We start from the raw sequence: 23,463 nt of genomic DNA on the forward strand, positions 1-23,463 counted from the left end.
TGGGCCGACCACCCTCGACCACGGGAGAATGTCCATGAAGCTGCTGCGTGTCGGACCCGCCGGATCGGAGCGCCCCGCGCTGCTCGACCAGGACGGGACCCTGCGCGACCTGTCCGGCCTGATCACGGATGTGGACGGGGCCCTGCTCGCCGACGACTCCGTACTGTCCCGCGTACGGGACGCCGCGGCGGCCGGCGAGCTCGCGGAGCTGGACGCCGAAGGGCTGCGCGTCGGCTCCCCGGTCGGCCGGATCGGCAAGATCGTGGGCATCGGGCTGAACTACCACGGGCACGCGGCCGAGGTCGGCGCGCAGGCTCCGCCGGAGCCCATCGTCTTCCTCAAGTCCCCGGACACCGTGGTCGGCCCGGACGACACCGTGCTGATCCCGCGCGGCAGCGTGAAGACCGACTGGGAGGCCGAGCTCGGCGTCGTCATCGGCGCCACGGCCCGCTACCTGGACTCCGCGGCGGAGGGGCTCGCGCACGTCGGCGGCTACGTGCTGGCGAACGACGTCACCGAGCGCGCCTTCCAGAACGAGCGGGGCGGCACCTGGGACAAGGGCAAGAACTGCGAGACCTTCACCCCGCTCGGCCCCTGGCTGGTCACCGCCGACGAGGTCCCGGACCCGCAGGCGCTGGACGTGCGGCTGTGGGTGAACGGCGAGCTCAAGCAGGACGGTCACACCTCCGACCAGATCTTCCCGGTCGGCGAGGTCGTGCGGTACCTGAGCCACTTCATGACCCTGTACCCGGGCGACGTGATCGTCACCGGCACGCCGGCCGGTGTGGCCGCGGGCCGGCCGGAGCCGAAGCCGTTCCTGCGGGCCGGTGACGTCGTGGAGGTGGAGATCGGGGGCCTCGGGCGCCAGCGCCAGGAGTTCAAGGCCGCGTAGCGCCGACGGGGGACGAGGGGCGGGGCCGCCGGTGGCGGCCCCGCCCTTCCGTGTGCGCGGGCCGTCCGCCACGCCGCGCCGCGCCACGCCGTGGGGCAGGGGCCGGCAGGTCGTCAGGCGGCGATGTCCACCGCCACCCCGTCGCGGGAGGACCTGCGCGCCGCCTCCAGTACCTCCAGGCACCGCGCCGCCTCGTGCGCCGTGACCGGGGCCGGGCCGCCCGTGCGCAGGGCCCGCGCGACCGCCGCGTAGTACGCCGGGTAGTCGCCGTGCTCGGTCGGCACCGGGATCCCGCCGCCGGTCAGCGGGGACTCGCCGGAGCCGAGCCGCCCCCACAGGTGCGGCGGCTCCTCGCCCCACAGCGCGCCGTCGGCGGGCCGGTCGGGGCGCATCCCCTCGCGCAGGGCGGCCTCCTGCGGGTCCAGGCCGTACTTCACGTAGCCGGCCCGGGAGCCGAGGACGCGGAAGCGCGGGCCGAGCTGGGCGGTGGTCGCGCTGACGTAGAGGTGCGAGCGGACGCCGTTCGCGTGGGTGATCGCGATGAACGTGTCGTCGTCGGTCTCGGCGCCCGGGCGGCGCAGGTCGGCTTCCGCGTAGACGCGTACGGCCGGGCCGAACAGCACCAGCGCCTGGTCCACGACGTGGCTGCCGAGGTCGTACAGCAGCCCGCCGATCTCCTCCGGGGCGCCGGATTCGCGCCAGCCGCCCTTGAGCTGCGGGCGCCAGCGCTCGAAGCGGGACTCGAAGCGCTGGACCTCGCCGAGTTCGCCGTCGGCGAGGAGGCGGCGCACGGTCAGGAAGTCGTTGTCCCAGCGGCGGTTCTGGAAGACGGACAGGAAGGTGCCGGTCCGGTCGGCCAGCGCGGCGAGCTCCCGGGCCTCGGCGGCGGTGGCCGCGAGCGGCTTGTCCACGACCACCGGGATGCCGGCGGTGAGCGCGGCCGTGGCCATCGGGACGTGGGTCTTGTTGGGGGAGGCGATGACGACCAGGCCGGGGGCGGGGGAGTTCTCGCCGGCGCGGTCCCACAGCTCGGTGGCGGAGGCCGCGACGCGGACGTCGGGGTGGGCCTCGCGGACCTGGGCCTGACGGCCGGGGTCGGAGGTGACGACCGTGTCGAGGACGAGGCCCTCGGTCGCGGACACCAGCGGGGCGTGGAAGACGGAGCCGGCGAGTCCGTAGCCGATGAGTGCGACCCGCAGCGGGGCGGTGGGGCTGGTGGGGGCGGTGTTCATGACTCCACTTTGGCAACAGCGTTGCGTAAGTGCAAGGAGGGTGGACAATGGGCGGGTGAACAGGGGCAAGGGCAACGTCAGCGGGGGCGGCGGCGGGGGCGACGGCGACCGCGCGGGCGGGCGTGGCGGGCGCGGCGGGCGCGGCGGGGCGAACCTGCCGGCCCTGCGCGGGCACAACGACGCGCTGCTGCTGGACCTGCTGCGTTCGGCGGGGGCGCCGGGCCTGGGCCGCGCCGAACTCGCCGTCCGTACGGGCCTCACCCCGCAGGCCGTCAGCAAGATCACCGCTCGCCTCGCCGCGGAGGGCCTGGTGGCCGAGGCCGGCCGCGGCGCCTCCACCGGCGGCAAACCCCGCACGCTGCTGCGGCTCGTTCCGCAGGCCCGGTACGCGGTGGGGGTCCACCTGGACCGCGACCGGATCCGGGCGGTACGGGTCGACCTCGCGGGCGGCGTCGTCGACGAGTGGAGCGGACCGCTGGACTTCGGGGCGGGCCCGGACCTCGTCGTGGAGGCGGTCCTGGCGGCGGTCGTACGGGTCCGCGCCCGCGGGCCGGCCGCGCCGCCGGTCGGGGTCGGGGTGGCCGCGCCCGGGCCGTTGGACTGGCGGAGCGGGGTCCTGGGCCCGGTGACGGGGTTCCCTGACTGGGCGGGGTACCCGATGCGGGAGGTGCTGGAGGCGCGGCTGGGGCTGCCGGTGGCGCTGGACAAGGACACCAACGCGGCGGTCGCGGCGGCCGGGGGACCCGGCGGGACCGGCTCCTGCGTGTACCTGCATGTCGGGACCGGACTCGGAGCGGGACTCCGGCTCGACGGCGCGGTGTACCGGGGCACGCGCTCGGCGGCGGGGGAGTTCGGCCATCAGGTGCTGCGGCTGGACGGGCCGCCGTGCCGGTGCGGGGGACGGGGCTGCCTGGAGGTGCTCTGCCTGGACGCGGTGGCCCGCGGCGACCTCACGGGGGCCGCGCGGCTGCTGGGGGAGGGGGCCGCGAACCTGGTGGCGCTCCTGGACGTGGACCGGGTGCTGCTGGGCGGCCGGGTCGTGGCCGCCGATCCGGAAGTGTTCGTGGAGGGGGTCCGGGCCGTCCTGGCGGCCCGGGCGCCGACGGGTGACGCGCCGCCGGTCGAACGTGCGGCGGCGGGGGTGGCGGAGGGCGCCGCGGCACTGGCACTGGCCCCGCTCTTCGGTCACGCCTGACCCCGGGCGGGCCGCCGTGCCCGCGGCGACCAGCGCCGGGCGGAGGCGTCCGGAGTGGGGTTCGGGGCCGGGTCCGGGGCACAGTCCCGGCTGCGCAGACCCGCCCGGGTCCGGGGCCGAGTCCGCGCTACGCAGCCCCGCCCGGGGCCAGGCGGGGCCAGGCGGGGCCGGGGGTGCCCCGGGTCGGGGCGCCCCCGAGTGGGGTGTCGTCCCGGACCGCATGATGTATCGCGCCCCCTCCGAGCCGGCCCTGCCGGCCGGTACCCCACGCCAGCGCATCACGTTCTACGTCCCGGACACCACCGCATCCCGCCCCACCGCACCGCACCCCACCCCACCCGCCAGGGAGGCCCCGTCGAGGCGGGCGGGTTGACCGTCGCCGCCGTTCGGGCGTAAACCGGGAGGGCTCGGGCGCGGCGGTGTGAAGGGGATTTCGCACGCGTGGGAGGGTGCGGGCAGGGCCGGGGTGATTGTCGCCTCGTCCGATCATCATCCCGTCCGGCTAGCAGCGAAGGTCTTCCATGGGACAGCGACTGCGCACGGCCCTCCCCCCGGGTGCCAAGACCGCCGTGGCGGCCGTCACCGCCATGGCCGCCCTGCTCCTCGCCGCCGGCGCACCCACCGCTGCCGCCGGCGCGCCCACCGCTGCCGCCGACGTCGGTACCGGCGGCGGCAGCGCCGCCCGCCCCGCGCCCGCGCCGCCCTCCCGCATCCAGGCCAGCTGCGGGGACGGCAAGAGCAGCGCCTTCCCCATCGGCGCCCGCATCCGCGGCGGCCCGCCCGTCTACCGGGCCGGCGCCGAGCCGCAGACCTGGCTGCTGGACCTGACCAACAGCACGGGCAGCGTGTGCACCGCCATCCATCCCGTCATCGTGTTCACGGACACCGCCCGGGCCCTGCGCCCCGCCCACCTGCGGATGGAGTTCGACGCGCCCGGCGGCACCCACCCCGTCAGCCTGGAGCGCAGCGACCGCGACGAGACCATCGCCGTCTTCGACGGCGGCGGCGACGCGTTCGCCGGCTTCTCCGTCCCGGCGGGCGGCACCACGACCGTCAAGGTGCGGCTCGCCTTCGCCCCCGACGCCCCCCACGGCGATGTCCTCGCCGACGCCGCCCTGGTCCAGCGCAAGGGCGAGCATGGCGACGACGGCGACTGGGTCGGCGAGGCCGGCGGGTACCGCTTCTCGGTGCGGGGGCCGCAGGACGAGGACCCCGTCGAGGCCGGCTCCCTCGCCCACACCGGCCCCCGGGAGTGGATCTACGGTGCCGGGGCCGTCGCCGCGCTCCTCGCCGGAGCCGGACTCCTGCTCGGCGCCCGCCGCCTGCGCTCCCCCCGTGAACCCCGCCGTCTGCGTGCGCCCCACGGGACGCCCGCCACCCACGTGCCGACCGCCGCTCCCGAATCCAGGCAACGCCGGGACCGCTGAGCGGCCCGGCCCCCCGCGCGGGGCCTCACCCTCCCACGCGCCGATCCCCGTACACCTGCCCCACGTACAGTCCGACCGTGGAAGAACAGACCCCGTACCCGGCCCACCGCCCCGGCTCGCCCGTCCGCTCCGGCATCCCCGAGCACGGTCGCGTCCCCAAGTACTACGCCGTCAAGGCCCAGGTCGCCGACCTGCTCGACGAGCTCGGCGAAGGCGGGACGCTCCCCACTGAGCGCGATCTCGCCGAGCGCTACGAGGTGTCCCGGGAAACGGTCCGCCAGGCCCTGCGCGAGCTGCTGCTGGAGGGCCGGCTCCGCCGTTCCGGGCGTGGCACCGTGGTCGCCGGCCCCAAGCTGGAGCAGCCCCTCTCGCTCGCCAGCTACACCGAGGGCGTGCGCCGCCAGGGCCGCCGCCCCGGCCGCCACCTGATCGGTCTGGAGCGCTTCCCCTGCCCGCCCGAACTCGCCCGCGGGATCGGCGCCGAGGCCGGCGAGCCCGTCTGGCACCTGGAGCGCGTGCTGCTCGCCGACGACGAGCGCGTCGGGCTGGAGAGCACGTACGTACGGGTCTCGCGCGCGCCCCGCCTCGACGTCGATTTCCAGCCGGACTCCTCCTTCTACGGATACCTCCACGACCGCCTCGGCATCGCCTTCGGGGACGCCGACGAGAAGCTGGAGACGGTGCTCGCCACCCCCCGCGAGGCCCTGCTCATCGGCACCCCGCCCGCGCTTCCGATGCTGCTCATCCACCGCTTCTCGCGGGACCGGGAGGGACGTCCGCTGGAGCGGGTGCGTTCGCTCTACCGTGGTGACCGGTTCAGCTTCACGACCCGCCTGCGGCCCGAATAGCCCCCGGGAAACTATCCCAATCTCCCCAAACAGGACCTATTCAGATCACGGAACGATAACGGGTCTAGTCCAAGCGTCGAGGGCTGTTCACCGGCCCGTCGCCGGACCGACCTCCCCGGGACACGGGCCCCCACCACCTTGGTCGACGTGAGAGTCATAGTCGTCGGAGGCGGCGTGGTCGGCACCATGCACGCCTGGCAAGCAGTCCAACGCGGCCACGAGGTCGTCCAGATCGAGCGCGAGGCCGAGGCTCGCGGCGCGTCACTACGCAATTTCGGCCAGATCTGGGTCAGCGGCCGGGCCGGGGGCGAGGAACTCGACACCGCCCTGCGGGCCCGCGAGCTCTGGGAGCGGATCGGCGCGCAGGTGCCCGGCCTGGGTTTCCGTGCCATCGGCTCCCTCACCCCCGTCCGCAACGCCCGTGAACGCGCCGTCGCCGAGGCGGCCGTGGCCCGCCCCGACGCCGCCGCCCGCGGCTACCGACTGGTCACCGCCGCCGAGGCCCGGGAGATCAACCCGGCCCTGCGCGGCGACTTCGAGGCCGCCCTGTGGTGCGAGCGCGACGCGGCCGTCGAACCGCGCACCGCCCAGCTCCACCTGCGCGACGCCCTGCGCGCCTCCGGCCGCTACACCTTCCTCCCCGGACGCGAGGTCCGCGAGGTCACCGGCCCCGGCGCCGTCCGCGACGACCACGGCGACGTCCACCGCGGCGACGCCGTCGTCCTCGCCACCGGCGCCTGGCTGTCCGGCCTGGTCCGCGAACTCGCCCCCGACCTGCCCGTACGCCGCGTCCGCCTCCAGATGATGCAGACCGCCCCGCTCGGCGAGCGGCTCACCACCTCCGTCGCGGACGCCGACAGCTTCCGCTACTACCCGGCCTACGCGTCCCCCGCCCTCGACGCCCTCAACGCCGAACAGGAACAGGCGCCGGTCGCCGCCGCGCACAGGATGCAACTGCTCATGGTCCAGCGCCTGGACGGCGGACTGACCATCGGCGACACCCACGAGTACGAGCACCCGTTCGCGTTCGACACCCTCGAAGACCCCTACGAGCACCTCACCGGGGTGGTCGAGGCCTTCCTCGGCCGCCCGCTGCCGCGGGTCAGGCACCGCTGGGCGGGCGTGTACGCCCAGTGCACCGACACCGGCCGCGTCGTCCACCGCCAGCAGGTGGGCGACGGCGTCTGGCTGGTGACCGGACCCGGCGGACGCGGCATGACCTGCTCGCCCGCCATAGCCGAGACCACCGCGAACGAACTGGGCTGGTGAACACCGTGACCGACCGCACCCACGCCAGGAACCTGATCGTCCTCGACATGGCCGGCACCACCGTCGCCGACGGCGGCCTCGTCGAGCGCGCCTTCGAGCACGCCGCGGGGCACCTCGGCGTCGAGCCCGGCAGCGCCGACCACGCCGTCAAGCTCCAGTACGTGCGCGACACCATGGGCGAGTCGAAGATCTCCGTCTTCCGCCACCTCTTCGGCACGGAGGAACTCGCCCGGCGCGCCAACTCCGCCTTCGAGCAGGCCTACGGAGAACTCGTCGACGGCGGCCTCGTCGCCCCGCTCCCCGGCGCCCGCGAGACCATCGAGAAGCTCCGCGCCGACGGCCGCACCGTCGTCCTGACCACCGGCTTCGCCCGCGTCACCCAGGACGCCATCCTCGACGCCCTCGGCTGGCGGGACCTCGCCGACCTCACCCTCTGCCCCGCCGACGCGGGCGGCCGCGGCCGCCCCTACCCGGACATGGCGCTGACCGCCTTCCTGCGCACCGGCGCCGTGGCCGACGTACGCCACATGGCCGTCGCCGGGGACACGGCCTACGACGTGCTCAGCGGCAACCGCGCCGGAGCGGGCATCGTGGCCGGCGTCCTCACCGGCGCCCACGACCGCGCCGCGCTGACCGGGGCCGGCGCCACCCACGTCCTCGCCACCATCGCCGAACTGCCCGCCCTGCTCGCGCCGCTCGACGAGGAGCCGGTGTGAGCGGCATCCGCTTCGACTCCGTCTCGGTCGCCTACGACGGCACCACCGTCCTGGACTCCCTCGACCTGACCGTCGAACCCGGCGAGGTCATGGCCCTGCTGGGCCCCTCCGGCTCCGGCAAGACCACGGCGCTGCGCGCGGTCGCCGGCTTCGTACGGCCGCGCTCCGGGCGGATCCTGATCGGCGGCCGGGACGTCACCGCCCTGCCGCCGCACAAGCGCGGCATCGGCATGGTCGTCCAGCAGTACGCGCTCTTCCCGCACATGCGGGTCGAGGACAACGTGGCCTTCGGCCTGCGGGCCCGGAAGGCCCCCAGGGCGGAGATCCCCGCCCGGGTCGCCGAGGCCCTGGAGATGACCGGGATGGGCGCCTACGCCAAGCGCTACCCCCGGGAACTCTCCGGCGGGCAGCAGCAGCGCGTGGCCATCGCCCGCGCCCTCGCCATCCGCCCCCGGGTCCTCCTCCTGGACGAGCCCCTCTCCGCCCTCGACGCCCAGCTGCGCTCCGGGATGCTGGCGGAACTGGCCCGGCTGCACCGCGAACTGCCCGAGGTGTCCATCCTCTACGTCACCCACGACCAGGTCGAGGCGCTCACCCTGGCCGACCGGATCGCCGTCATGGACCGGGCCCGGCTCCAGGACTGCGGCACCCCGCAACAGCTGTACCGGGCGCCGCGCACCGAGTTCACGGCGTCCTTCGTCGGCAACGCGAACCTGCTCCCGGTGACGGTGGCCGACGGCGGCGCGGTCTTCGCGGGCCGCACGCTGGCCCTCGACCCGGGCCGCGCCGCGCCGGGCTCCACGGCCACCCTGTGCGTACGCCCGCACCTGCTCGGGCTCGGCGAGGGGCCGAACGCCCTGCGCGGCACGATCGCCGAGGTGCAGTGGCGGGGCTCGACGCACCGGCTCTACGTCGACGTGGACGGCCACCGCGTCAAGGCGGACCTCCCCGAGCTGCGGGAGACCCCGGCCCTGGGCGACGAGGTGACCCTGCACTTCGAACCCCGCGACGGGGTGCTGCTGGCGGCGGGGGTCTGCGATGCCTGACGCCTCGCGGCGAGCCACCGCGCGAACCCCGGCCCCGACGGGGCAGTCCGGTCCGGGCGCCCCCCGCAGTGCCCCGCACGCGGCCGGGGCACCGGCACCGCCGGTGCCCCGGGGAGCGGCCCGGCGGGGGATCGGGCGCGCCGCCTGGGCGCTGCCTCCTGTGGCCGTACTCGCGCTGGTGTTCCTCTATCCCCTCGCGCTGGTCGTGCGGCAGTCCTTCACCCCCGAGAACGGCGGCGGCGCCCTCGACGCGTACGCCTCCGTCTTCGCCTCCGCATCGTTCCGCGAAGCGCTCGGCACCACCGTCTGGCTGGCCGTGGGCGCCACCGCCGGCTGCCTCCTGCTCGGCTTCACGCTCGCGCTGATCATCGCCTTCGTGCCCTTCCCCGGAGCCAAGGCCGTCGCCAGGTTCATCGACGTCTTCCTCTCCTTCCCCTCCTTCCTCATCACCCTCGCCCTCCTCTTCATCTACGGAACGGCCGGCATGGCCAACGGGGTCTGGACCGACCTCTTCGGCGTCGGCGACGGTCCCTTCCACTTCCTCAGCACCCCCTGGGGCGTCCTGCTCGCGGAGATCACGTACTTCACGCCCTTCGTGATGCGCCCGCTGCTCGCCGCCTTCTCCCAGCTGGACACCGCACAGCTGGAGGCGGCCGCCGGCCTCGGCGCCCGCCCCGCCCGGATCGTCCGGCAGGTGATCCTCCCCGAGTCCCTCCCCGCCCTCGCGGCGGGCGGCAGTCTCGTCCTCGTCATGTGCCTCAACGAGTTCGGGATCGTCCTGTTCACCGGAGCCAAGGACGTCACGACCCTCCCGATGCTCATCTACGGCAAGGCGATCCTCGAATCCGACTACGCGGCCGCCTGCGTGGTCGCCGTCGTCAACATCGCGATTTCCGTCGGCCTGTTCGGCCTCTACCGGGTGGTGGGCAAGCGTGCTGGTGCATAGCAAGGGCGGCCGCTGGGCCGCGTGGGGCCTGTTCGGCCTCCTCTTCCTGCCCCTCTTCGCCCTGCCCCTCCTCGTGGTGGTGGCCGCCTCCTTCGCCACCCACTGGTCCGGCGCCTTCCCCTCCGGCCCGACCACCGCGAACTACGCGTCCGCCGTCCGGGGCGAATCCCTCCAGGCCCTGACCACCTCCCTGGTCACCGCGGTGACCGCCAGCCTGCTCGCGCTCACCGTCGGCACCTGGGCCGCGCTGGCCGCCGCCGGGCTGAGGAAGCGCGGGAAGCGCTGCCTGGACGCCCTGTTCATGCTGCCGGTCGCCGTGCCCTCCGTGGTGGTCGGCCTCGCCGTCCTCGTCGCCTTCAGCAGGCCGCCGGTGCTCCTCAACGGCACCGCCTCCATCGTCATCCTGGCGCACACGATCCTTGTCACGGCGTTCGCCTACCAGTCGGTTTCGGCCGCCATCGTTCGTCTCGACCCCGCGTACGAACAGGCGGCGGCCTCCCTCGGGGCCAGCCCCGCCCACGTGCTGTGGCGGGTCAGGCTCCCGCTCCTGCTGCCGTCCCTCACCGCGGCCGCCGGGCTCTGCTTCGCCCTCTCCATGGGCGAGCTGAGCGCCACGATGATGCTCTACCCGCCGGACTGGATGCCCCTCCCGGTCCGCGTGTTCACCGCCACCGACCGCGGCTCGCTCTTCGGCGGTTCCGCCGTGGCCGTGGTGCTGATGGCGACCACCCTCCTGGTGCTGCCGGCCGTCTCCCGCGTCCGCACCAGGGCCTCCTACCGCTGATCCCCGCCCGCCCCACCCCCGCCGACTCCCTTTCCCCGTAAGGAAGTTCCATGCCCAGCAAGCTCCTGCTCCGCGTCACCGCCTCCGTCACGGGCAGCCTCGCCCTCGCCGTCTGCCTCACCGCCTGCGGCGGCGCCGCGACCGCCGGCTCCAAGGGTGGCGAGAAGGTCGTCACCGTCTACAGCGCCGACGGCCTCAAGGGCGACAAGGGCGACGGCTGGTACGACAAGGTCTTCGCCGAGTTCACCAAGAAGACCGGCATCGAGGTCAAGTACGTCGAGGGCGGGTCCGGCGAGATGGTGCAGCGCGCCGTCCGCGAGAAGACCAACACCCAGGCCGACGTGCTCGTCACCCTGCCCCCCTTCATCCAGCAGGCCGACGGCAAGGGCCTCCTCCAGGCGTACGAGCCGCAGGGCTCCGACAAGGTCAACGGCGGGGACAAGTCCGCCGACGGCAAGTGGACCTCCGTCGTCAACAACTACTTCGGGTTCGTCTACGACAAGAAGGAACTGACCGCGGCCCCCAAGACCTGGGAGGAGCTGCTGGACGGCAAGTACAAGGGCAAGCTGCAGTACTCCACCCCGGGTGTCGCGGGCGACGGCACGGCCGTACTGATCAAGGCCATGCACGACTTCGGCGGCAAGGAGCCGGCGATGGAGTACCTCAAGAAGCTCCAGGCCAACAACGTCGGCCCGTCCTCCTCCACCAGCAAGCTCGCGCCCAAGACCGACAAGGGCGAGCTGCTCGTCGCGAACGGCGACGTCCAGATGAACTTCGCGCAGTCCAAGTCCATGCCGAACCTCGGCATCTGGTTCCCCGCCAAGGACGGCGGCAAGCCCACCACCTTCGCCCTCCCGTACGCGGCCGGACTCGTCGACAAGGCCCCGCACACCGAGAACGGCAAGAAGCTCCTCGACTACCTGCTCTCCGAGGACGCCCAGAAGCTGGTCAGCGAGGTCGGCGGAGGCTTCCCGGCCCGTACGGACGTGAAGCCGACCGACGCCAACGCCGTCGAACTCACCAAGATCATGGGTGGGGTCGAGGTCTTCGAGCCGGACTGGGCCGACATCGACAAGAACCTCACCGGCTACGTCGACGCGTGGAAGTCGGCGACCGGCAGCTGATCCGACACCTCCCGGTCACCCACGACCGGAAGAGTGACGAGCGCATAACGGGTCTGGACCGAAGGTGCCCACGAGGCCCCTCGGCCCGGACCCTCCGCGCGCCCGCCCCTCCGCACCACCGAGCGGCCCCGCACCACCACCGCGCCGCACCGCCCGGCACTCCCGCGCCGCCCAGCACCCCTGCACCTCTGCACCCCAGCACCTCTGCACCCCTGCACCCCTGCACCGCCCGGCACCCCCGCACCGCTCAGCGCCACGCTCCGCGCCCCCGTCTGCCCACTTGCTCCTGGAGGAGTACGTGTCCCCTGTCCTGTCCGGACGGACCCTCGCCGTGGCCGCCACCGCCACGGCCCTGCTCGCCACCGCCCTCGGCGCCACCACCGCCCTCGCCGCCCCGCAGCCCCCCGCCACCCCCAAGGCCGCGGCCGAGGCCGCCGCCGCCGAGGCCGCCGCGGCCCCCAAGACCGCCGCAGTCCCCAAGGCCGCCGCCACCACCGACAAGGTGCTCGTGATCGGCATCGACGGTACGGTCCTCGACCGCGTCAAGGCCGCCAACGCCCCCAACCTGCAAGGGCTGATGGCCCAGGGCCTCACCGCCCGCAGCACCCTCTACGCGAGCCCGATGGCCGCCACCTCCTCCGGCCCCGGCTGGTCCACCATCGCCACCGGCGTCTGGCCCGACAAGCACGGCGTCAAGGACAACTCCTTCACCGGCAAGAACTACGGCGCCTACCCGGACTTCCTGACCCGCATCGAGAACGCCAAGCCGGCGCTCAACACCTACGCCGCCGCCGACTGGGAACCCATCGCCTCCACCGACCAGAACGGCCCGATCTTCTCCGCCGAGGTCGACAAGCGCCTCAGCCTCAAGGGCGACCGCGACGGCTACGGCAGCGAGGACCCGAAGATCGCCGCCGCTGCCGCCGCCGAGCTCCAGAACCAGAACCCGGACGCCGCCTTCGTCTACCTCGGCGAGATCGACCACGCGGGCCACACCTCCGGCGCCGCCGGCCAGGAGTACCTGAACGCCATCGGCCGCGTGGACACCCTGGTCGGCAAGCTCCTCACCGCCGTCCAGAACCGCCCGACCTACGCCCAGGAGAACTGGAAGGTCCTGGTGACCACCGACCACGGCCACACCGACGCGGGCGGCCACGGCGGCTCCACCCTCCAGGAGCGCGGCACCTTCGTCATCGCCAAGGGCGCCGGCATCCCCGCCGGTTCGGTCCGCACCGACGTCAAGCTCGTCGACGTCGCCGCCACCGCGCTCGCCCAGGTCGGGGTCACCGCCGCCGGGACCGACGGCGTCCCGCTGACCAGCCCCGGCAGCGACCCCTTCGACACCCTGCGCCCGGGCCTCCAGGCCCGCGTGGACGAGACCGGCATCCCGGCCGCCACCAAGGGCTTCACGCACACCCCGCCCGCCGGCTGGTCGGTCGACAACTCGAAGATGGGCAGCGGCGGCGTCACCGAGTGGGCCGGATGGGCCTTCGCCACCGACGAGTTCTGGAGCCAGTCGCAGCGGGACCAGTGGCGCGAGCTGAACGTCCGCTCCCGTGACGTCTTCGCCGTCGCCGACTCCGACGACAAGAGCCACACCGGCACCTTCGACTCCACCCTCGTCACCCCCAAGTGGGCGGTCACCGGCGGCACCACGCGCACCCTCGCCTTCCAGACGCACTACCGCCACGAGGCCGGCCAGACCGCACAGGTCCTCGTCTCCTACAACGGCGGCGCCGCGACCGTCGTGAAGAACTACACCGCCGACGCCGTGGCCAAGGGCGAGTCCATCGCCCTCCAGGTCCCGGCCGGCGCCACCGACGTCCAGGTCCGCTTCCGCTACAGCGGCACCAACAACTGGTTCTGGACCGTCGACGACGTGACCCTGGGCTGACCCGCCCGGGCCCGCACCGCGGGACGGCCGTCCGGGCCGTGGACGCCCTCCGCGTCCACGGCCCCCGGCCGCTAGGGTGGTACAGACCAGAGGCCCCCGAGGTCAGAGGCCCCGCAGAGCGGAGAACAGTCCCGTGGCAGAGCGCAAGCCGATCGAATCCTGGCTCACCGACATGGACGGGGTCCTCATCCACGAGGGCACCCCGATCCCCGGCGCGGATGCCTTCATCAAGCGGCTGCGCGAGTCGGGCAAGCCCTTCCTGGTGCTGACGAACAACTCCATCTACACCCCGCGCGACCTCCAGGCCCGGCTGAGCCGCATGGGTCTGGACGTGCCCGTCGAGAACATCTGGACCTCGGCGCTGGCCACCGCCAAGTTCCTCGACGACCAGCGGCCGGGCGGTACGGCGTACGTCATCGGCGAGGCGGGCCTGACCACCGCGCTCCACGACATCGGCTACATCCTCACCGACCACCAGCCCGACTACGTGGTCCTCGGCGAGACCCGCACGTACAGCTTCGAGGCCATGACCAAGGCCGTCCGGCTGATCAACGCCGGCGCCCGCTTCATCTGCACCAACCCCGACGAGACCGGTCCCTCCACCGAGGGCCCGCTCCCGGCCACGGGTGCGGTCGCCGCGCTGATCACCAAGGCGACCGGCAAGCAGCCGTACTTCGCGGGCAAGCCCAACCCGCTGATGATGCGCACGGGCCTGAACGCCATCGGCGCGCACTCCGAGAGCAGCGCGATGATCGGCGACCGGATGGACACCGACGTCCTGGCCGGGCTGGAGGCGGGCATGCAGACCTTCCTCGTGCTGACCGGCCTGACCTCGGTCGAGGACACCGAGAAGTTCCCGTACCGCCCGACGAAGACGGTGGACTCCATCGCCGACCTGGTGGACCTGGTTTAGGGCCGTCGCGCGGTCCGTTGGTGCGAACGGCTGACACATACGGGCCAAGAGAGCGCCGCTCCGGATGCGGAGCGGCGCGTCGCGCGTGAATCTCCTTGTCGAGGAGGTTCACCATGCGCAGTTCTCTGATCGCACTCCGTGTCGCCGGGGTGGCCGTCGTCCTGACGGCGAGCACCGCCGTGACCGTCCCAGCCGCGCTCGCGAACGAGTGGGACCGCGGCGGCGTCTCGGCGGACCCGAATCCGGCCGAACCGGGGGCGCAGGTCAAGATCCGCGTCCGTGGCTGTGACGGCGACCGGGCGATCGCCCTCTCCCCGGTCTTCGTCTCCGAGGCCCACCTGACGTCCGGCCGCGACGACCGCCGCACCCTCTACGGCGAGACGATGATCAGCTCCCACGCCCGGCCCGGCTGGCACGAGATCAAGGTGAAGTGCGCGGGCCGCGACGGCGGTCGTGACGGCGACGGCCGCGACGGCGGCCGCGACGACGGTCTGCGCGGCTCCATCGAGATCCGCGAGCGCGACCACCGCCCCGACCCCCACCACTCGCCGGTCTGGCCCGTCCACGCGGGCGGCGGCGGGATGGCCGCCCAGGTCGCCGAGACCACCCGGCTCGCCGCGGCCACCAAGAAGAGCCACGGCGGGGACGGGCCCGGACTGTCGCAGACCGTCATCGGCGCCGTGCTGGCCGCGGCCGCCAGCCTGGCGGTCGCCGGGCGGGCACTGACCCTGCGCCGCCGCCGCAACGGCGAATGAGCGAGGCCAAGGCCTCCCCGGGGGGCCGGCTGCTGACCTTCGCCGCCTGGTCGGTGCTGGTCCTCGTGCTGTGGGTGTGGGGCAAGGAGATCACCGGGGTCCCGCCCGCCGCCGCGCCCGGCGGGGCCGGCGGGCCGGTGGGGCCGGGCCTGCCGGCCCCACGGGTACCGCTGTCGGCGGCGATGCCCGCGCGGATCGACGTACCGGCCATGGGCGTCCAGGCGCCGGTGATCGCGCGGGGCCTGGACGCCGACGGGGCGGTCGAGCCGCCGCCGTACGAGCTCCCCGGAACGGTCGGCTGGTGGGGCGCGGGCCCCGCGCCCGGGGCGGCCGGGACCGCGCTGATGGTGGGACACGTGGACACCAGGTCCAAGCCCGCCGTGTTCTTCGGCCTGAGCACCCTGCGGCCGGGGGAGAAGATCCGCGTGGCCCGGGCGGACGGCACGATCGCGGAGTTCACCGTGGAGGACGTACGGGTCTACGAGCGCGCGGGCTTCGACCCGCACAAGGCGTACGGGCCGCGGGTCAAGGGCCGCGCCGAACTGCGCCTGGTCACCTGCGGCGGCACCTACGACAAGGCGGCCCGGCAGTACTCGGCGAACGTGGTGGTCTCCGCCTACCTGACGGGCGCCGGAACCAAGCCGACCGCACCCGCCTAGCGCCCGGACCGGGCCGTGCCCGGCGCGCCGAAGTAAACGAAGAAGTCCCCCGCAGCTTTCGCTGCGGGGGACTTCTTCTTGTCTGTGCGCCGCCAGGGACTCGAACCCCGGACCCGCTGATTAAGAGTCAGCTGCTCTAACCAACTGAGCTAGCGGCGCTTGGTGACAGGGAAAACTCTACCCCACCTGCGGCGGTGCTCGTGACCAGCCGCGCCCGCGTTGTCCGATTAACCCATGTTTGGGGGGTTTGTCGTGCACGATATGTCTGGGCCGAGCCGAATCTGACGTCCCGCCAGATACGTGTGCGGTCGACCACTGGACGACTAGGGGAGCGGACGGAACCGCATGACGATGCAGCCTCCGGTGCATGTGCCGATGCCGACGGCGATGCCGGCGCCGGCGTTCGAGGAGTACGAGCCCGCGGGCGACTGCGCGTGCCTGGGGTGCGCGCAGCGGCGCCGCGCCCTCGCGCGCGGGCGGGCCATAGGGCGGCGCGACGGCGGCCACCCCGCCGTACGCGGAGCCCGCCGGGCGCTGGTGCTGGCCACCGCCGCCGGCGTGGTCCTCGGCGGTGGTGGGTCGGCCGCACTGGCCGCGGCCAAGCCGGTGCCCGGCCCCGGGCCGGTGGCGCGGGACGGGTCGGACACCCCGCAGGGCGGCCGGGCCCCGCTGCACGGACGTCCCGCGGCCGGACACCCCGCCGGCCGGCCCGGCGCTCCCGCCCTCGTACGGCGCATCGACCGCACGACGATCATCAACCGGGCGAAGCTGTGGCTGGAGGCCAAGGTCCCCTACAGCATGTCCGAGTACTGGACGGACGGCTACCGGCAGGACTGCTCGGGCTACGTCTCCATGGCCTGGAACCTGGGTACGAACGAGTGGACCGGCAGCCTCGACACCTTCGCCACCCGGATCACGAAGGAGGAGCTGCTGCCGGGGGACATGCTGCTCTTCCACAACCCGGCGGACCCGAACAAGGGCTCGCACGTGGTCCTCTTCGGCGGCTGGGTCGACGAGACGCGCACGCACTACGTCGCCTACGAGCAGACCCCCCCGACGACGCGGAAGCAGCCCACGCCGTACGGGTACTGGACCAACGCCGAGAAGTACCTCCCGTACCGGTTCAACGGCGTGACCGGCGGCGTCGGCCCGGAGGAGCCCGCGCCCGCCCCCATCCAGCCGGCCGCGACCGCCTTTCCGGGCGTCGCGAAGTTCGGGCCCGGGGCCGACAACCCGTACGTGGCCGAACTCGGCAAGATGCTGATCGGGCGCGGCGCCCTGCGCTTCTACCCCAAGGGCGCCCACACCAAGTGGAGCGATGCCGACCGGCTGGCCACCCAGGCCTTCCAGCAGGCGCAGGGCTGGAAGGGCGCCGACGCCGACGGCATCCCGGGCGAGCACACCTGGCGGCTGCTGGTGCAGAGCCAGGGCAAGGACATCCCGCCCACGCGGGCCGGCAGTCCGGGTCCCGCCGGGGTGCCCGCGTACCCGGGGGCCGCGTTCTTCCGGCCGGGGCAGTCCCATGCGGCGATCACCGCCCTGGGCCGCCGGCTGAGGGAGAAGGGCTTCGGCAAGTACTACACGTCCGGCCCCGGCCCCCGCTGGAGCGAGGCCGACCGCCGCAGCGTCGAGGCCTTCCAGCGCGCCCAGGGCTGGCGCGGCGCCTCGGCCAACGGCTACCCGGGCCCGGAAACCTGGCGCCGGCTGTTCGCATGACGGAGGCAACGATGTACCCCACGCGCACCACGTTCACGACGGGCACCTTCCACCCCTCGTCGCGCCGCCCCACGCCCGTTGCCGCCACCCACCGGACCTGGGGCACGACCCCGGGCGTGGAGCCGCAGCGCGCCGTCGGCCCCGAGCCGACGCCGGGCCCGCGGCCTGCGGGCCCGGCGCACCCGCCCACCCCCGAGCCGCCCCTCGGGCCAACCCCGACGGCCGACCCGGACCCGACGGCTCACCCGGGCCCGGCCGCCTACGCGGCCCCGGCGGCTCACCAGGGCCCGGACCCGGCCGGCCGCCCGGACCCGGCGGCCCACCCGGCCCAGGTCGCCTACCCGGCCGCGGCGTTCCACCAGGGCCCGGCCAGCCGTCCGGATCTGACGGCCCACCCGGCCCAGGTTCCCCACCCGGCCCAGGTTCCCTACCCGGCCTCGGCGGCCTACCCGGCCCCGGCGGCCGGCGGGCCGGAGCCGACGCCCCCGGCCGCCCACCCCGTCCCGGCCGCCGCCGGTGCGGCCCGCTCCCCCCGGGAGGCCGACCCGTCCCCCGCCCCCGGCCCCGAACCGGTGGCGGCGGGGCACCCCGGCCGGTGGGTCACCCCCGAGGCCGTGGTGGTGGGCCGCCCGGCGGGGCCGGAGGAGCCGCACTCCGCCCGGCCGGCGTTCCCCTCCGCCCCCGAGCCGGCGTTCCGGGCCGGGCACCCGGAGCGGCCGGAGCCCGTCGGGCCGTCCGGCGCCGCCCTGGCGGCCGATCCCGGGCTGGTGGCGTCGGCCGGTCCGGCCGGGGCCCAGGAGCCGTACCCCGCGTGGTCCGCCCGACCGGCCGACGCGGCCTCGGCGCACAGGACCGCGCCCCCGTCGGGGCCCGTGGCCGTACCGGCGGGCCGCCACACCCACCCCGCGGACCCGCCCTCCGCCCGGGTCGCCGGTACCGAGCCGGTGGTGGGACGCCCGGCCGGCCCGGAAGAGCCGCACCCCGTACGGGCCGTGCACCCGGCCGACGCCGAGCCCGCGCTCCCGGCCGCGCAACCGGCGGAACCGGAAGCCGTGGCGGCGGTCCGCCCCGTCCGGGCGGCCGACCCGGTGGCGGAGCCGTACGCGGTCCACCCGGCCGACCCGGAGCGGTACCCCGTCCCGGCGGGGCACGCCGACGGGTCCGCCCCCCGGCAGGGCCGGTGGGTCGACGCCGGGTGGCCGCCCGCGCGGGGCGACGTACCGGCGGCCCGCGCCGAGGCGGACACCGAGGCCGAGCCCGAAACCGAGACCGAGCCCGAAACCGAGACCGCGGCCGCGACGGCGAAGGAGCCCGAGCCCGGGATCCCGCACCCCGCCCCGCAGGGAACCGGCGTTCCCGGCCCCGGCGTGGCCGAGATCGTCGCCCAGGCCGTAGCCCGCGGCATGGACGCGACCCAGGGCGCCCGGGGCGCGAGAGGGGAGGGGGACACGCTGGACATCCCCCTCCTGCGCCCCCCGCACGGCACCGCCGTCACCGACGTCCCCGTCCACCTCCCCTTCCGCGCGCACCACCGTCCCCCCGAGCCCCCGCGGGACCTCCGCCCGGCGGCCCGCCGCCCGGCCGCGCGGCCCCCCGCCGGGCGCCGCGTCCCCCGCGGCGACGACCGGCTCCGCGAGCACCGCGGCCCCGTGCTGCCCGGCTGGATCGCCGTGATCATCGGCGGCCTCGCCCTCTCCGGCTGCACGGCCGTGCTCTGGCGGGCCGGGGTCGTCCCCGCCCCCCTGGTGGCCGCGTTCGGCGCGGCCCCCCGCGCCTACCGCGGACTGCACGCCGCGCACTGGCCCCCGCTCGCCCTCCTCGGGATCGTGGCCCTCCTCGCACTCGGCGGCCTCGGCCGCGCCCGGGCCGGCCACGCCTGGGTGCTCACCCTCTTCGGGCGCTACCGAGGCACGGTCCGCCGTACCGGCCTGACCTGGATCAGCCCGCTCCTGCTGCGCCAGCGGATCGACGTGCGCCTGCGGCACTGGCGCAGCGAGCCCATGCCGGCCGTCGACTCCGGCGGCCTCGCCCTCCAGGTGGTCGTCCAGGTCGTCTGGCAGGTCAAGGACACCGCCCGGGCGACCCTCGCCGTCGAGGACCACACCGACTACCTCGCCGAGCAGGTCGAGTCGGCCATGGCCCGGGTGCTGTCCCAGCTCCCCGCCGACGCCTTCCACGAGGACGCCCCGACCCTGCGCGACGCCGAGGCCGTCGGCGACGCGCTGACCCGGATGCTGGCGGCCGAGACGGAGGCCGTCGGGATCGAGGTGTTCTCGGCACAGCCCACCCGGATCGAGTACGCCCCGGAGGTCGCGGAGGCGATGCGCCGACGCCGGGTCGCCGCGATCGACGCCAAGCACCGGGACGCCGTCCTGACCGCGGTGGTCGACGCGGTGGACGACACCGTCCACCGCCTCACCTCGCGCGGGATCGTCGAGCTCGACGACTACGAGCGCAAGGCTCTGGTGAAGGACCTCACCGTCGCCTTCTACACCGGGCGTGGTGACCAGTAACACGCGTGACGGGCAAACGGGTGGCCGGTTGTGACCGGACCACCCGTTTTCTCATTGGTATAGACATGGCCAACTCCCGTCAATACTGTGGGACTTGGTCTAGACCTGGAGTCATCCCCACGCGCGCGCACGGCTCCCCTTCCCGCCCCCCCACGCCCAAGGAGCACCATGCGTTCCTTCCGCATGCCCGCACGGCCCGGCCGGGCCGGCGCCGCCGCCCTCGGCGTCGGCCTGCTCGCCGCCGTCACCCTGCTGAGCGCCCCCTCCGCCAGCGGCCACGGCTACACCGACACCCCCATCAGCCGCCAGAAGCTCTGCGCCAACAAGACCGTCGCGGACTGCGGCCCCATCCAGTGGGAGCCCCAGAGCGTCGAGGGCTACAAGGGCTTCCCGGCGGCCGGCCCGGCCGACGGCCAGATATGTTCCGGCGGCCACAGCGAGTTCGCGCAGCTCGACGACCCGCGCGGGGGCAAGTGGCCCGCCACCGGCGTCACCTCCGGCCAGAGCTTCGACTTCCGCTGGCAGTTCACCGCGAACCACTCCACGACCGACTTCAAGTACTACGTCACCAAGAACGGCTGGGACCCCACCAAGCCGCTGACCCGGGCCTCGCTCGACCCCCAGCCCTTCCTCGTCGTGCCCTACAACGGCGGCCGCCCGGACATGACGACCATCCACCGCGGCACCATGCCCGCCGGCAAGAGCGGACGGCATATGATCCTCGCCGTCTGGACCGTCAACGACACCCCGATGGCCTTCTACTCCTGCTCCGACGTTCAGTTCTGACGTAACGTCAGCTAACCTCCGGCGGCATGCGGACGACGACTGCTCCCGATGCCGAGGCGCCCGAGACCATCGCGGAGCTCATCGCGCGCCACTGGGGCGACCCCCGGGCCGGGCTGATGTACGGGGCCGACGCGGCCCACGGCGTCCCGCCCGCCGTCCTCAGCCGCCACCGGACCGCCCGGGAGGCCGCCGCCCGCGCCGCGCTCCTCGTCGACCTCCTGCCGCCGGGGGCGGAGCCGCACGTGGGGGTGCTGCTCGACAACACCCCCGAGTTCCCCTTCTGGCTCGGTGCGGCGGCCCTCGCCGGGGCCGCCGTCGCCGGGATCAACCCCACCCGGCGCGGCCCGGAGCTGGCCCGCGACATCCTGCACACCGACTGCCGGATCCTGGTCACCGAGCCCGCCCACCTGCCACTGCTGCGCGGCCTCGACCTGCCCGGCGTACGGATCCTGGTCACCGGCACCGAGTCCTACGCCGCCCTGCTCGCCCCGTACGCGGACGCCGGGCCCGGCGAGGCGACCGTCCGTCCGCCCGGTCCCGGCAGCCGGCTGCTCCTCTACTTCACCTCCGGATCCACCGGAGCCCCCAAGGCCGCGATATGCAGCCAGGGCCGGCTCGCCGCCGCCGGCCACTCCCTGGCCCGCGCCTTCCGGGTGGGCCCGGACGACGTCCACTACGTCTGCATGCCGCTCTTCCACGGCAACGCCGTCATCGCCGACTGGCTCCCCGCCCTCTGCGGCGGGGCCGCCGTCGCCCTGCGCCCCCGCTTCTCGGCCTCCGCCTTCCTGGACGACGTCCGCGCCTACGGGGCCACCTACTTCACCTACGTCGGCCGGGCCGTCCAGTACCTCCTGGCCACCGCCCCCCGCCCCGACGACCGCGCGCACCCCCTGCGCCTCGGCTTCGGCACCGAGGCCGGAGCGGTGGACGCGGCGCGCTTCGCCGAACGCTTCGGGGTCCGCCTGGTGGAGGGCTACGGGGCCACCGAGGGCGGCGCCTCCGTCCAGCGGACCCCGGACACCCCGCAGGGCGCGCTCGGCCGGGCCGCCGCCGGGGACGACCTCGCCGTGATCGACCCGGAGACCGGCCTCGAATGCCCCGCGGCCGTCCTCGACGCCTACGGCCGTCTGACCAACGGCGCCGAGGCCATCGGCGAACTGGTCAACCGCGGCCGCAGCCTCTTCGAGGGCTACTGGCGCAATCCGGCCGCCGAGGCCGCCCGCACCCGCGAGGGCTGGTACTGGACCGGCGACCTCTTCTTCCGGGACCCCGACGGCTTCCTCTACTTCGCCGGCCGCACCGACGACCGGCTGCGGGTCGACAGCGAGAACCTGGCCGCCGCGGTGATCGAGAGCATCCTGGCCCGCTGGGACGCGGCGGCTGCCGTCGCCGTGTACGCCGTCCCGGACGAGGTCGCCGGGGACCAGGTCATGGCCGCCCTGGCGCTGCGCGAGGGGACCTCCTTCGACCCGGACGCCTTCGCGGCCTTCCTCGCCGCCCAGCCGGACCTCGGCACGAAGATGGCCCCGCGCTACCTGCGGGTCCTCGACGCCCTGCCCGTCACCGCCACGAACAAGATCCACCGGGTCGCCCTGCGCCGGGCCGGCTTCCTGCCCCCGCCCGTGGACGCCTCCCGGCCCGCCCCCGTCTGGCACCGCACCGGCGCCGGCTACCGCCCGCTCGACGCGGAGTCCCTGGCCACGCTGCTGGCGGCGTACGAGGACCGGGGGCGCCGGGAGCTGCTGGACCGGGGGTGATGGTTTGGAGCACCCCCCGGGAGCAGGTAGTATTTTCTCTGTCAGCAGGCGCCGCTAGCTCAGTTGGTTAGAGCAGCTGACTCTTAATCAGCGGGTCCGGGGTTCGAGTCCCTGGCGGCGCACCTGAACTTCGGGCGGTTTCCGGTCTCACCGGGAACCGCCCGAAGTGCTTTCCCGGGCTTTTCCGCCCGTCCTCACAGTGCGAGCGACAGCAGCAGCGGCGCGGCCTTCCGGTTCAGGGCGTCGGCGGCGGCCCGCAGCCGGTGGGCGTGCTCGACCGGCATCGACAGGGCCAGGCAGCCCACGGCGGCCCCGGCGGTGATCGGAACGGCCGCGCAGACCGTCCCCACCGCGTACTCCTGCAGGTCCAGCACGGGCACGGTGGCCGGGTGGCTGTCCAGCCTGGAGAAGAGGATCCGCTCGTTCACGATCGTCTTCGAGGTGAGCCGGGCGATCTTGTGACGGGAGAGGTGGTCACGCCGCCCGTCCTGGTCGAGCTGGGTGAGCAGGCACTTGCCGACCGCGCTGGCGTGCGCCGCCGAGCGGAAGTCGACCCACTCGTGCACCTTCGGGGTGCGGGGGCTGTCCGCGAACTGTGTGATGCGGACCTCACCGTCGACGTAACGGCTGATGTAGACGGCCGCGCCGACCGAATCGCGCAGCCGGTCCAGGGTGTCCTGGAGCTTCTCCTGGAGCGCCCGCTGCCGGTCGACGCCGGAGCCGAGCAGCACCAGGGAGTCGCCTATGACGTAGGCCCCGTCGGAGACCTGGAGGACGTACCCCTCGCGCCGCAGCATCAGCAGCATCGGGGCGAGATGGGCCGCGGGCAGGCCGGTCTCGCGCGCGAGCTGCGCGTCGGTCACACCGCCGGTGTGCCGCGAGATCGTTTCGAGCACGCGCAGGGCGTACTGCACCGAATGGAACGGCGCGGTCGGCTCGGGCTTCAGAGCCACGGTCTCCCCCTACCAGGTCGTTACCACTTGCCTCTTCA

20 protein-coding genes and 2 tRNA genes are annotated in these 23,463 nt (G+C 74.5%); 19 read left to right on the plus strand and 3 right to left on the minus strand.

From position 1 onward, the window contains the following. The first annotated feature begins 34 nt into the window (after positions 1-34). Complete coding sequence (locus OG295_RS21880; protein ID WP_371678399.1) at positions 35-892, plus strand: fumarylacetoacetate hydrolase family protein; 858 nt, start codon at positions 35-37, stop codon at positions 890-892. 113 nt (positions 893-1,005) lie between these two features. On the opposite strand, the gene OG295_RS21885 is transcribed toward OG295_RS21880, so the two are convergent. After that, positions 1,006-2,124 carry a Gfo/Idh/MocA family oxidoreductase gene (locus tag OG295_RS21885; protein ID WP_371678400.1) on the minus strand — a complete coding sequence of 373 codons (1,119 nt, stop codon included), beginning with the start codon at positions 2,122-2,124 and terminating at the stop codon, positions 1,006-1,008. A 55-nt stretch (positions 2,125-2,179) separates the two neighbouring features. Between OG295_RS21885 and OG295_RS21890 the strand changes: the two genes are divergently transcribed. The 13 genes from OG295_RS21890 to OG295_RS21950 all read left to right on the plus strand — a co-directional run bounded on the left by OG295_RS21890 (position 2,180) and on the right by OG295_RS21950 (position 15,700). Beyond that, the gene (locus OG295_RS21890) at positions 2,180-3,319 is read left to right on the plus strand and encodes an ROK family protein (RefSeq protein ID WP_371678401.1); all 1,140 of its coding nucleotides are present in this window, start codon (positions 2,180-2,182) and stop codon (positions 3,317-3,319) included. 521 nt (positions 3,320-3,840) lie between these two features. Further along, positions 3,841-4,746 carry a hypothetical protein gene (locus OG295_RS21895; RefSeq protein WP_371678402.1) on the plus strand — a complete coding sequence of 302 codons (906 nt, stop codon included), beginning with the start codon at positions 3,841-3,843 and terminating at the stop codon, positions 4,744-4,746. Between the two features lie 77 nt (positions 4,747-4,823). Then, positions 4,824-5,594, plus strand: coding sequence for a GntR family transcriptional regulator (locus OG295_RS21900; protein ID WP_371678403.1), 771 nt, complete (start codon positions 4,824-4,826; stop codon positions 5,592-5,594). Positions 5,595-5,741: 147 nt separating this feature from the next. Then, a complete protein-coding gene (locus OG295_RS21905) occupies positions 5,742-6,863 on the plus strand; it encodes a TIGR03364 family FAD-dependent oxidoreductase (protein ID WP_371678404.1) in 1,122 nt (373 codons plus the stop codon). Then, a complete protein-coding gene (locus OG295_RS21910) occupies positions 6,860-7,579 on the plus strand; it encodes a phosphonatase-like hydrolase (RefSeq protein WP_371678405.1) in 720 nt (239 codons plus the stop codon). Before OG295_RS21905 ends, OG295_RS21910 begins: the two co-directional genes overlap by 4 nt. After that, the gene (locus tag OG295_RS21915; RefSeq protein ID WP_371678406.1) at positions 7,576-8,625 is read left to right on the plus strand and encodes an ABC transporter ATP-binding protein; all 1,050 of its coding nucleotides are present in this window, start codon (positions 7,576-7,578) and stop codon (positions 8,623-8,625) included. Before OG295_RS21910 ends, OG295_RS21915 begins: the two co-directional genes overlap by 4 nt. Beyond that, on the plus strand, positions 8,618-9,571 hold the full coding sequence (locus OG295_RS21920; protein WP_371678407.1) for a 2-aminoethylphosphonate ABC transporter permease subunit: 954 nt from the start codon (positions 8,618-8,620) through the stop codon (positions 9,569-9,571). The genes OG295_RS21915 and OG295_RS21920 overlap by 8 nt, the downstream gene beginning before the upstream one ends. Continuing rightward, entirely contained in the window at positions 9,558-10,355 is a 798-nt protein-coding gene (locus tag OG295_RS21925) for an ABC transporter permease (RefSeq protein WP_371678408.1), read from the plus strand. Before OG295_RS21920 ends, OG295_RS21925 begins: the two co-directional genes overlap by 14 nt. Positions 10,356-10,405: 50 nt before the next feature. Beyond that, on the plus strand, positions 10,406-11,479 hold the full coding sequence (locus tag OG295_RS21930; RefSeq protein ID WP_371678409.1) for a 2-aminoethylphosphonate ABC transporter substrate-binding protein: 1,074 nt from the start codon (positions 10,406-10,408) through the stop codon (positions 11,477-11,479). Positions 11,480-11,777: 298 nt separating this feature from the next. Next, positions 11,778-13,373, plus strand: coding sequence for an alkaline phosphatase family protein (locus tag OG295_RS21935; RefSeq protein ID WP_371678410.1), 1,596 nt, complete (start codon positions 11,778-11,780; stop codon positions 13,371-13,373). A 133-nt stretch (positions 13,374-13,506) separates the two neighbouring features. Beyond that, positions 13,507-14,286, plus strand: coding sequence for an HAD-IIA family hydrolase (locus OG295_RS21940; protein ID WP_285526357.1), 780 nt, complete (start codon positions 13,507-13,509; stop codon positions 14,284-14,286). 113 nt (positions 14,287-14,399) lie between these two features. Further along, positions 14,400-15,041 carry a hypothetical protein gene (locus tag OG295_RS21945; protein WP_371678411.1) on the plus strand — a complete coding sequence of 214 codons (642 nt, stop codon included), beginning with the start codon at positions 14,400-14,402 and terminating at the stop codon, positions 15,039-15,041. Next, entirely contained in the window at positions 15,038-15,700 is a 663-nt protein-coding gene (locus tag OG295_RS21950) for a class F sortase (protein ID WP_371678412.1), read from the plus strand. Before OG295_RS21945 ends, OG295_RS21950 begins: the two co-directional genes overlap by 4 nt. Positions 15,701-15,785: 85 nt before the next feature. On the opposite strand, the gene OG295_RS21955 is transcribed toward OG295_RS21950, so the two are convergent. Further along, positions 15,786-15,859, minus strand: a tRNA-Lys gene (locus OG295_RS21955). Positions 15,860-16,087: 228 nt separating this feature from the next. On the opposite strand from OG295_RS21955, the gene OG295_RS21960 reads away from it, so the two are divergent. From OG295_RS21960 to OG295_RS21980, 5 genes are all read left to right on the plus strand, one after another. Continuing rightward, complete coding sequence (locus OG295_RS21960) at positions 16,088-17,416, plus strand: peptidoglycan-binding protein (protein ID WP_371681264.1); 1,329 nt, start codon at positions 16,088-16,090, stop codon at positions 17,414-17,416. A gap of 11 nt (positions 17,417-17,427) precedes the next feature. Continuing rightward, a complete protein-coding gene (locus tag OG295_RS21965) occupies positions 17,428-19,929 on the plus strand; it encodes an SPFH domain-containing protein (RefSeq protein ID WP_371678413.1) in 2,502 nt (833 codons plus the stop codon). A 168-nt stretch (positions 19,930-20,097) separates the two neighbouring features. Further along, positions 20,098-20,715 carry a lytic polysaccharide monooxygenase auxiliary activity family 9 protein gene (locus OG295_RS21970; RefSeq protein WP_345189315.1) on the plus strand — a complete coding sequence of 206 codons (618 nt, stop codon included), beginning with the start codon at positions 20,098-20,100 and terminating at the stop codon, positions 20,713-20,715. 26 nt (positions 20,716-20,741) lie between these two features. Beyond that, positions 20,742-22,472, plus strand: a complete 1,731-nt coding sequence (locus OG295_RS21975) for an AMP-binding protein (protein ID WP_371678414.1) — start codon at positions 20,742-20,744, stop codon at positions 22,470-22,472. Positions 22,473-22,520: 48 nt separating this feature from the next. Continuing rightward, a tRNA-Lys gene (locus tag OG295_RS21980) sits at positions 22,521-22,594 on the plus strand. Between the two features lie 72 nt (positions 22,595-22,666). Here the strand turns inward: OG295_RS21980 and OG295_RS21985 are convergent. Further along, positions 22,667-23,425 (minus strand): IclR family transcriptional regulator, encoded by a 759-nt coding sequence (locus OG295_RS21985; protein WP_371678415.1) that lies wholly within the window; start codon positions 23,423-23,425, stop codon positions 22,667-22,669. Positions 23,426-23,463: the final 38 nt, after the last annotated feature.

Origin of the sequence: Streptomyces sp. NBC_01276, from assembly GCF_041435355.1 — a bacterium.
In the GTDB taxonomy this organism is placed as follows: Bacteria; Actinomycetota; Actinomycetes; order Streptomycetales; family Streptomycetaceae; genus Streptomyces.

What these genes read in the sequence shown, in the direction of transcription:
- OG295_RS21945 (WP_371678411.1), top strand. Translation starts at nt 14,400, where the DNA reads ATGCGCAGTTCTCTGATCGCACTCCGTGTCGCCGGGGTGGCCGTCGTC.
- OG295_RS21970 (WP_345189315.1), top strand. Translation starts at nt 20,098, where the DNA reads ATGCGTTCCTTCCGCATGCCCGCACGGCCCGGCCGGGCCGGCGCCGCC.
- OG295_RS21885 (WP_371678400.1), bottom strand. Translation starts at nt 2,124, where the DNA reads ATGAACACCGCCCCCACCAGCCCCACCGCCCCGCTGCGGGTCGCACTC.
- OG295_RS21880 (WP_371678399.1), top strand. Translation starts at nt 35, where the DNA reads ATGAAGCTGCTGCGTGTCGGACCCGCCGGATCGGAGCGCCCCGCGCTG.
- OG295_RS21930 (WP_371678409.1), top strand. Translation starts at nt 10,406, where the DNA reads ATGCCCAGCAAGCTCCTGCTCCGCGTCACCGCCTCCGTCACGGGCAGC.
- OG295_RS21965 (WP_371678413.1), top strand. Translation starts at nt 17,428, where the DNA reads ATGTACCCCACGCGCACCACGTTCACGACGGGCACCTTCCACCCCTCG.
- OG295_RS21960 (WP_371681264.1), top strand. Translation starts at nt 16,088, where the DNA reads ATGCCGGCGCCGGCGTTCGAGGAGTACGAGCCCGCGGGCGACTGCGCG.
- OG295_RS21950 (WP_371678412.1), top strand. Translation starts at nt 15,038, where the DNA reads ATGAGCGAGGCCAAGGCCTCCCCGGGGGGCCGGCTGCTGACCTTCGCC.
- OG295_RS21975 (WP_371678414.1), top strand. Translation starts at nt 20,742, where the DNA reads ATGCGGACGACGACTGCTCCCGATGCCGAGGCGCCCGAGACCATCGCG.
- OG295_RS21895 (WP_371678402.1), top strand. Translation starts at nt 3,841, where the DNA reads ATGGGACAGCGACTGCGCACGGCCCTCCCCCCGGGTGCCAAGACCGCC.
- OG295_RS21920 (WP_371678407.1), top strand. Translation starts at nt 8,618, where the DNA reads ATGCCTGACGCCTCGCGGCGAGCCACCGCGCGAACCCCGGCCCCGACG.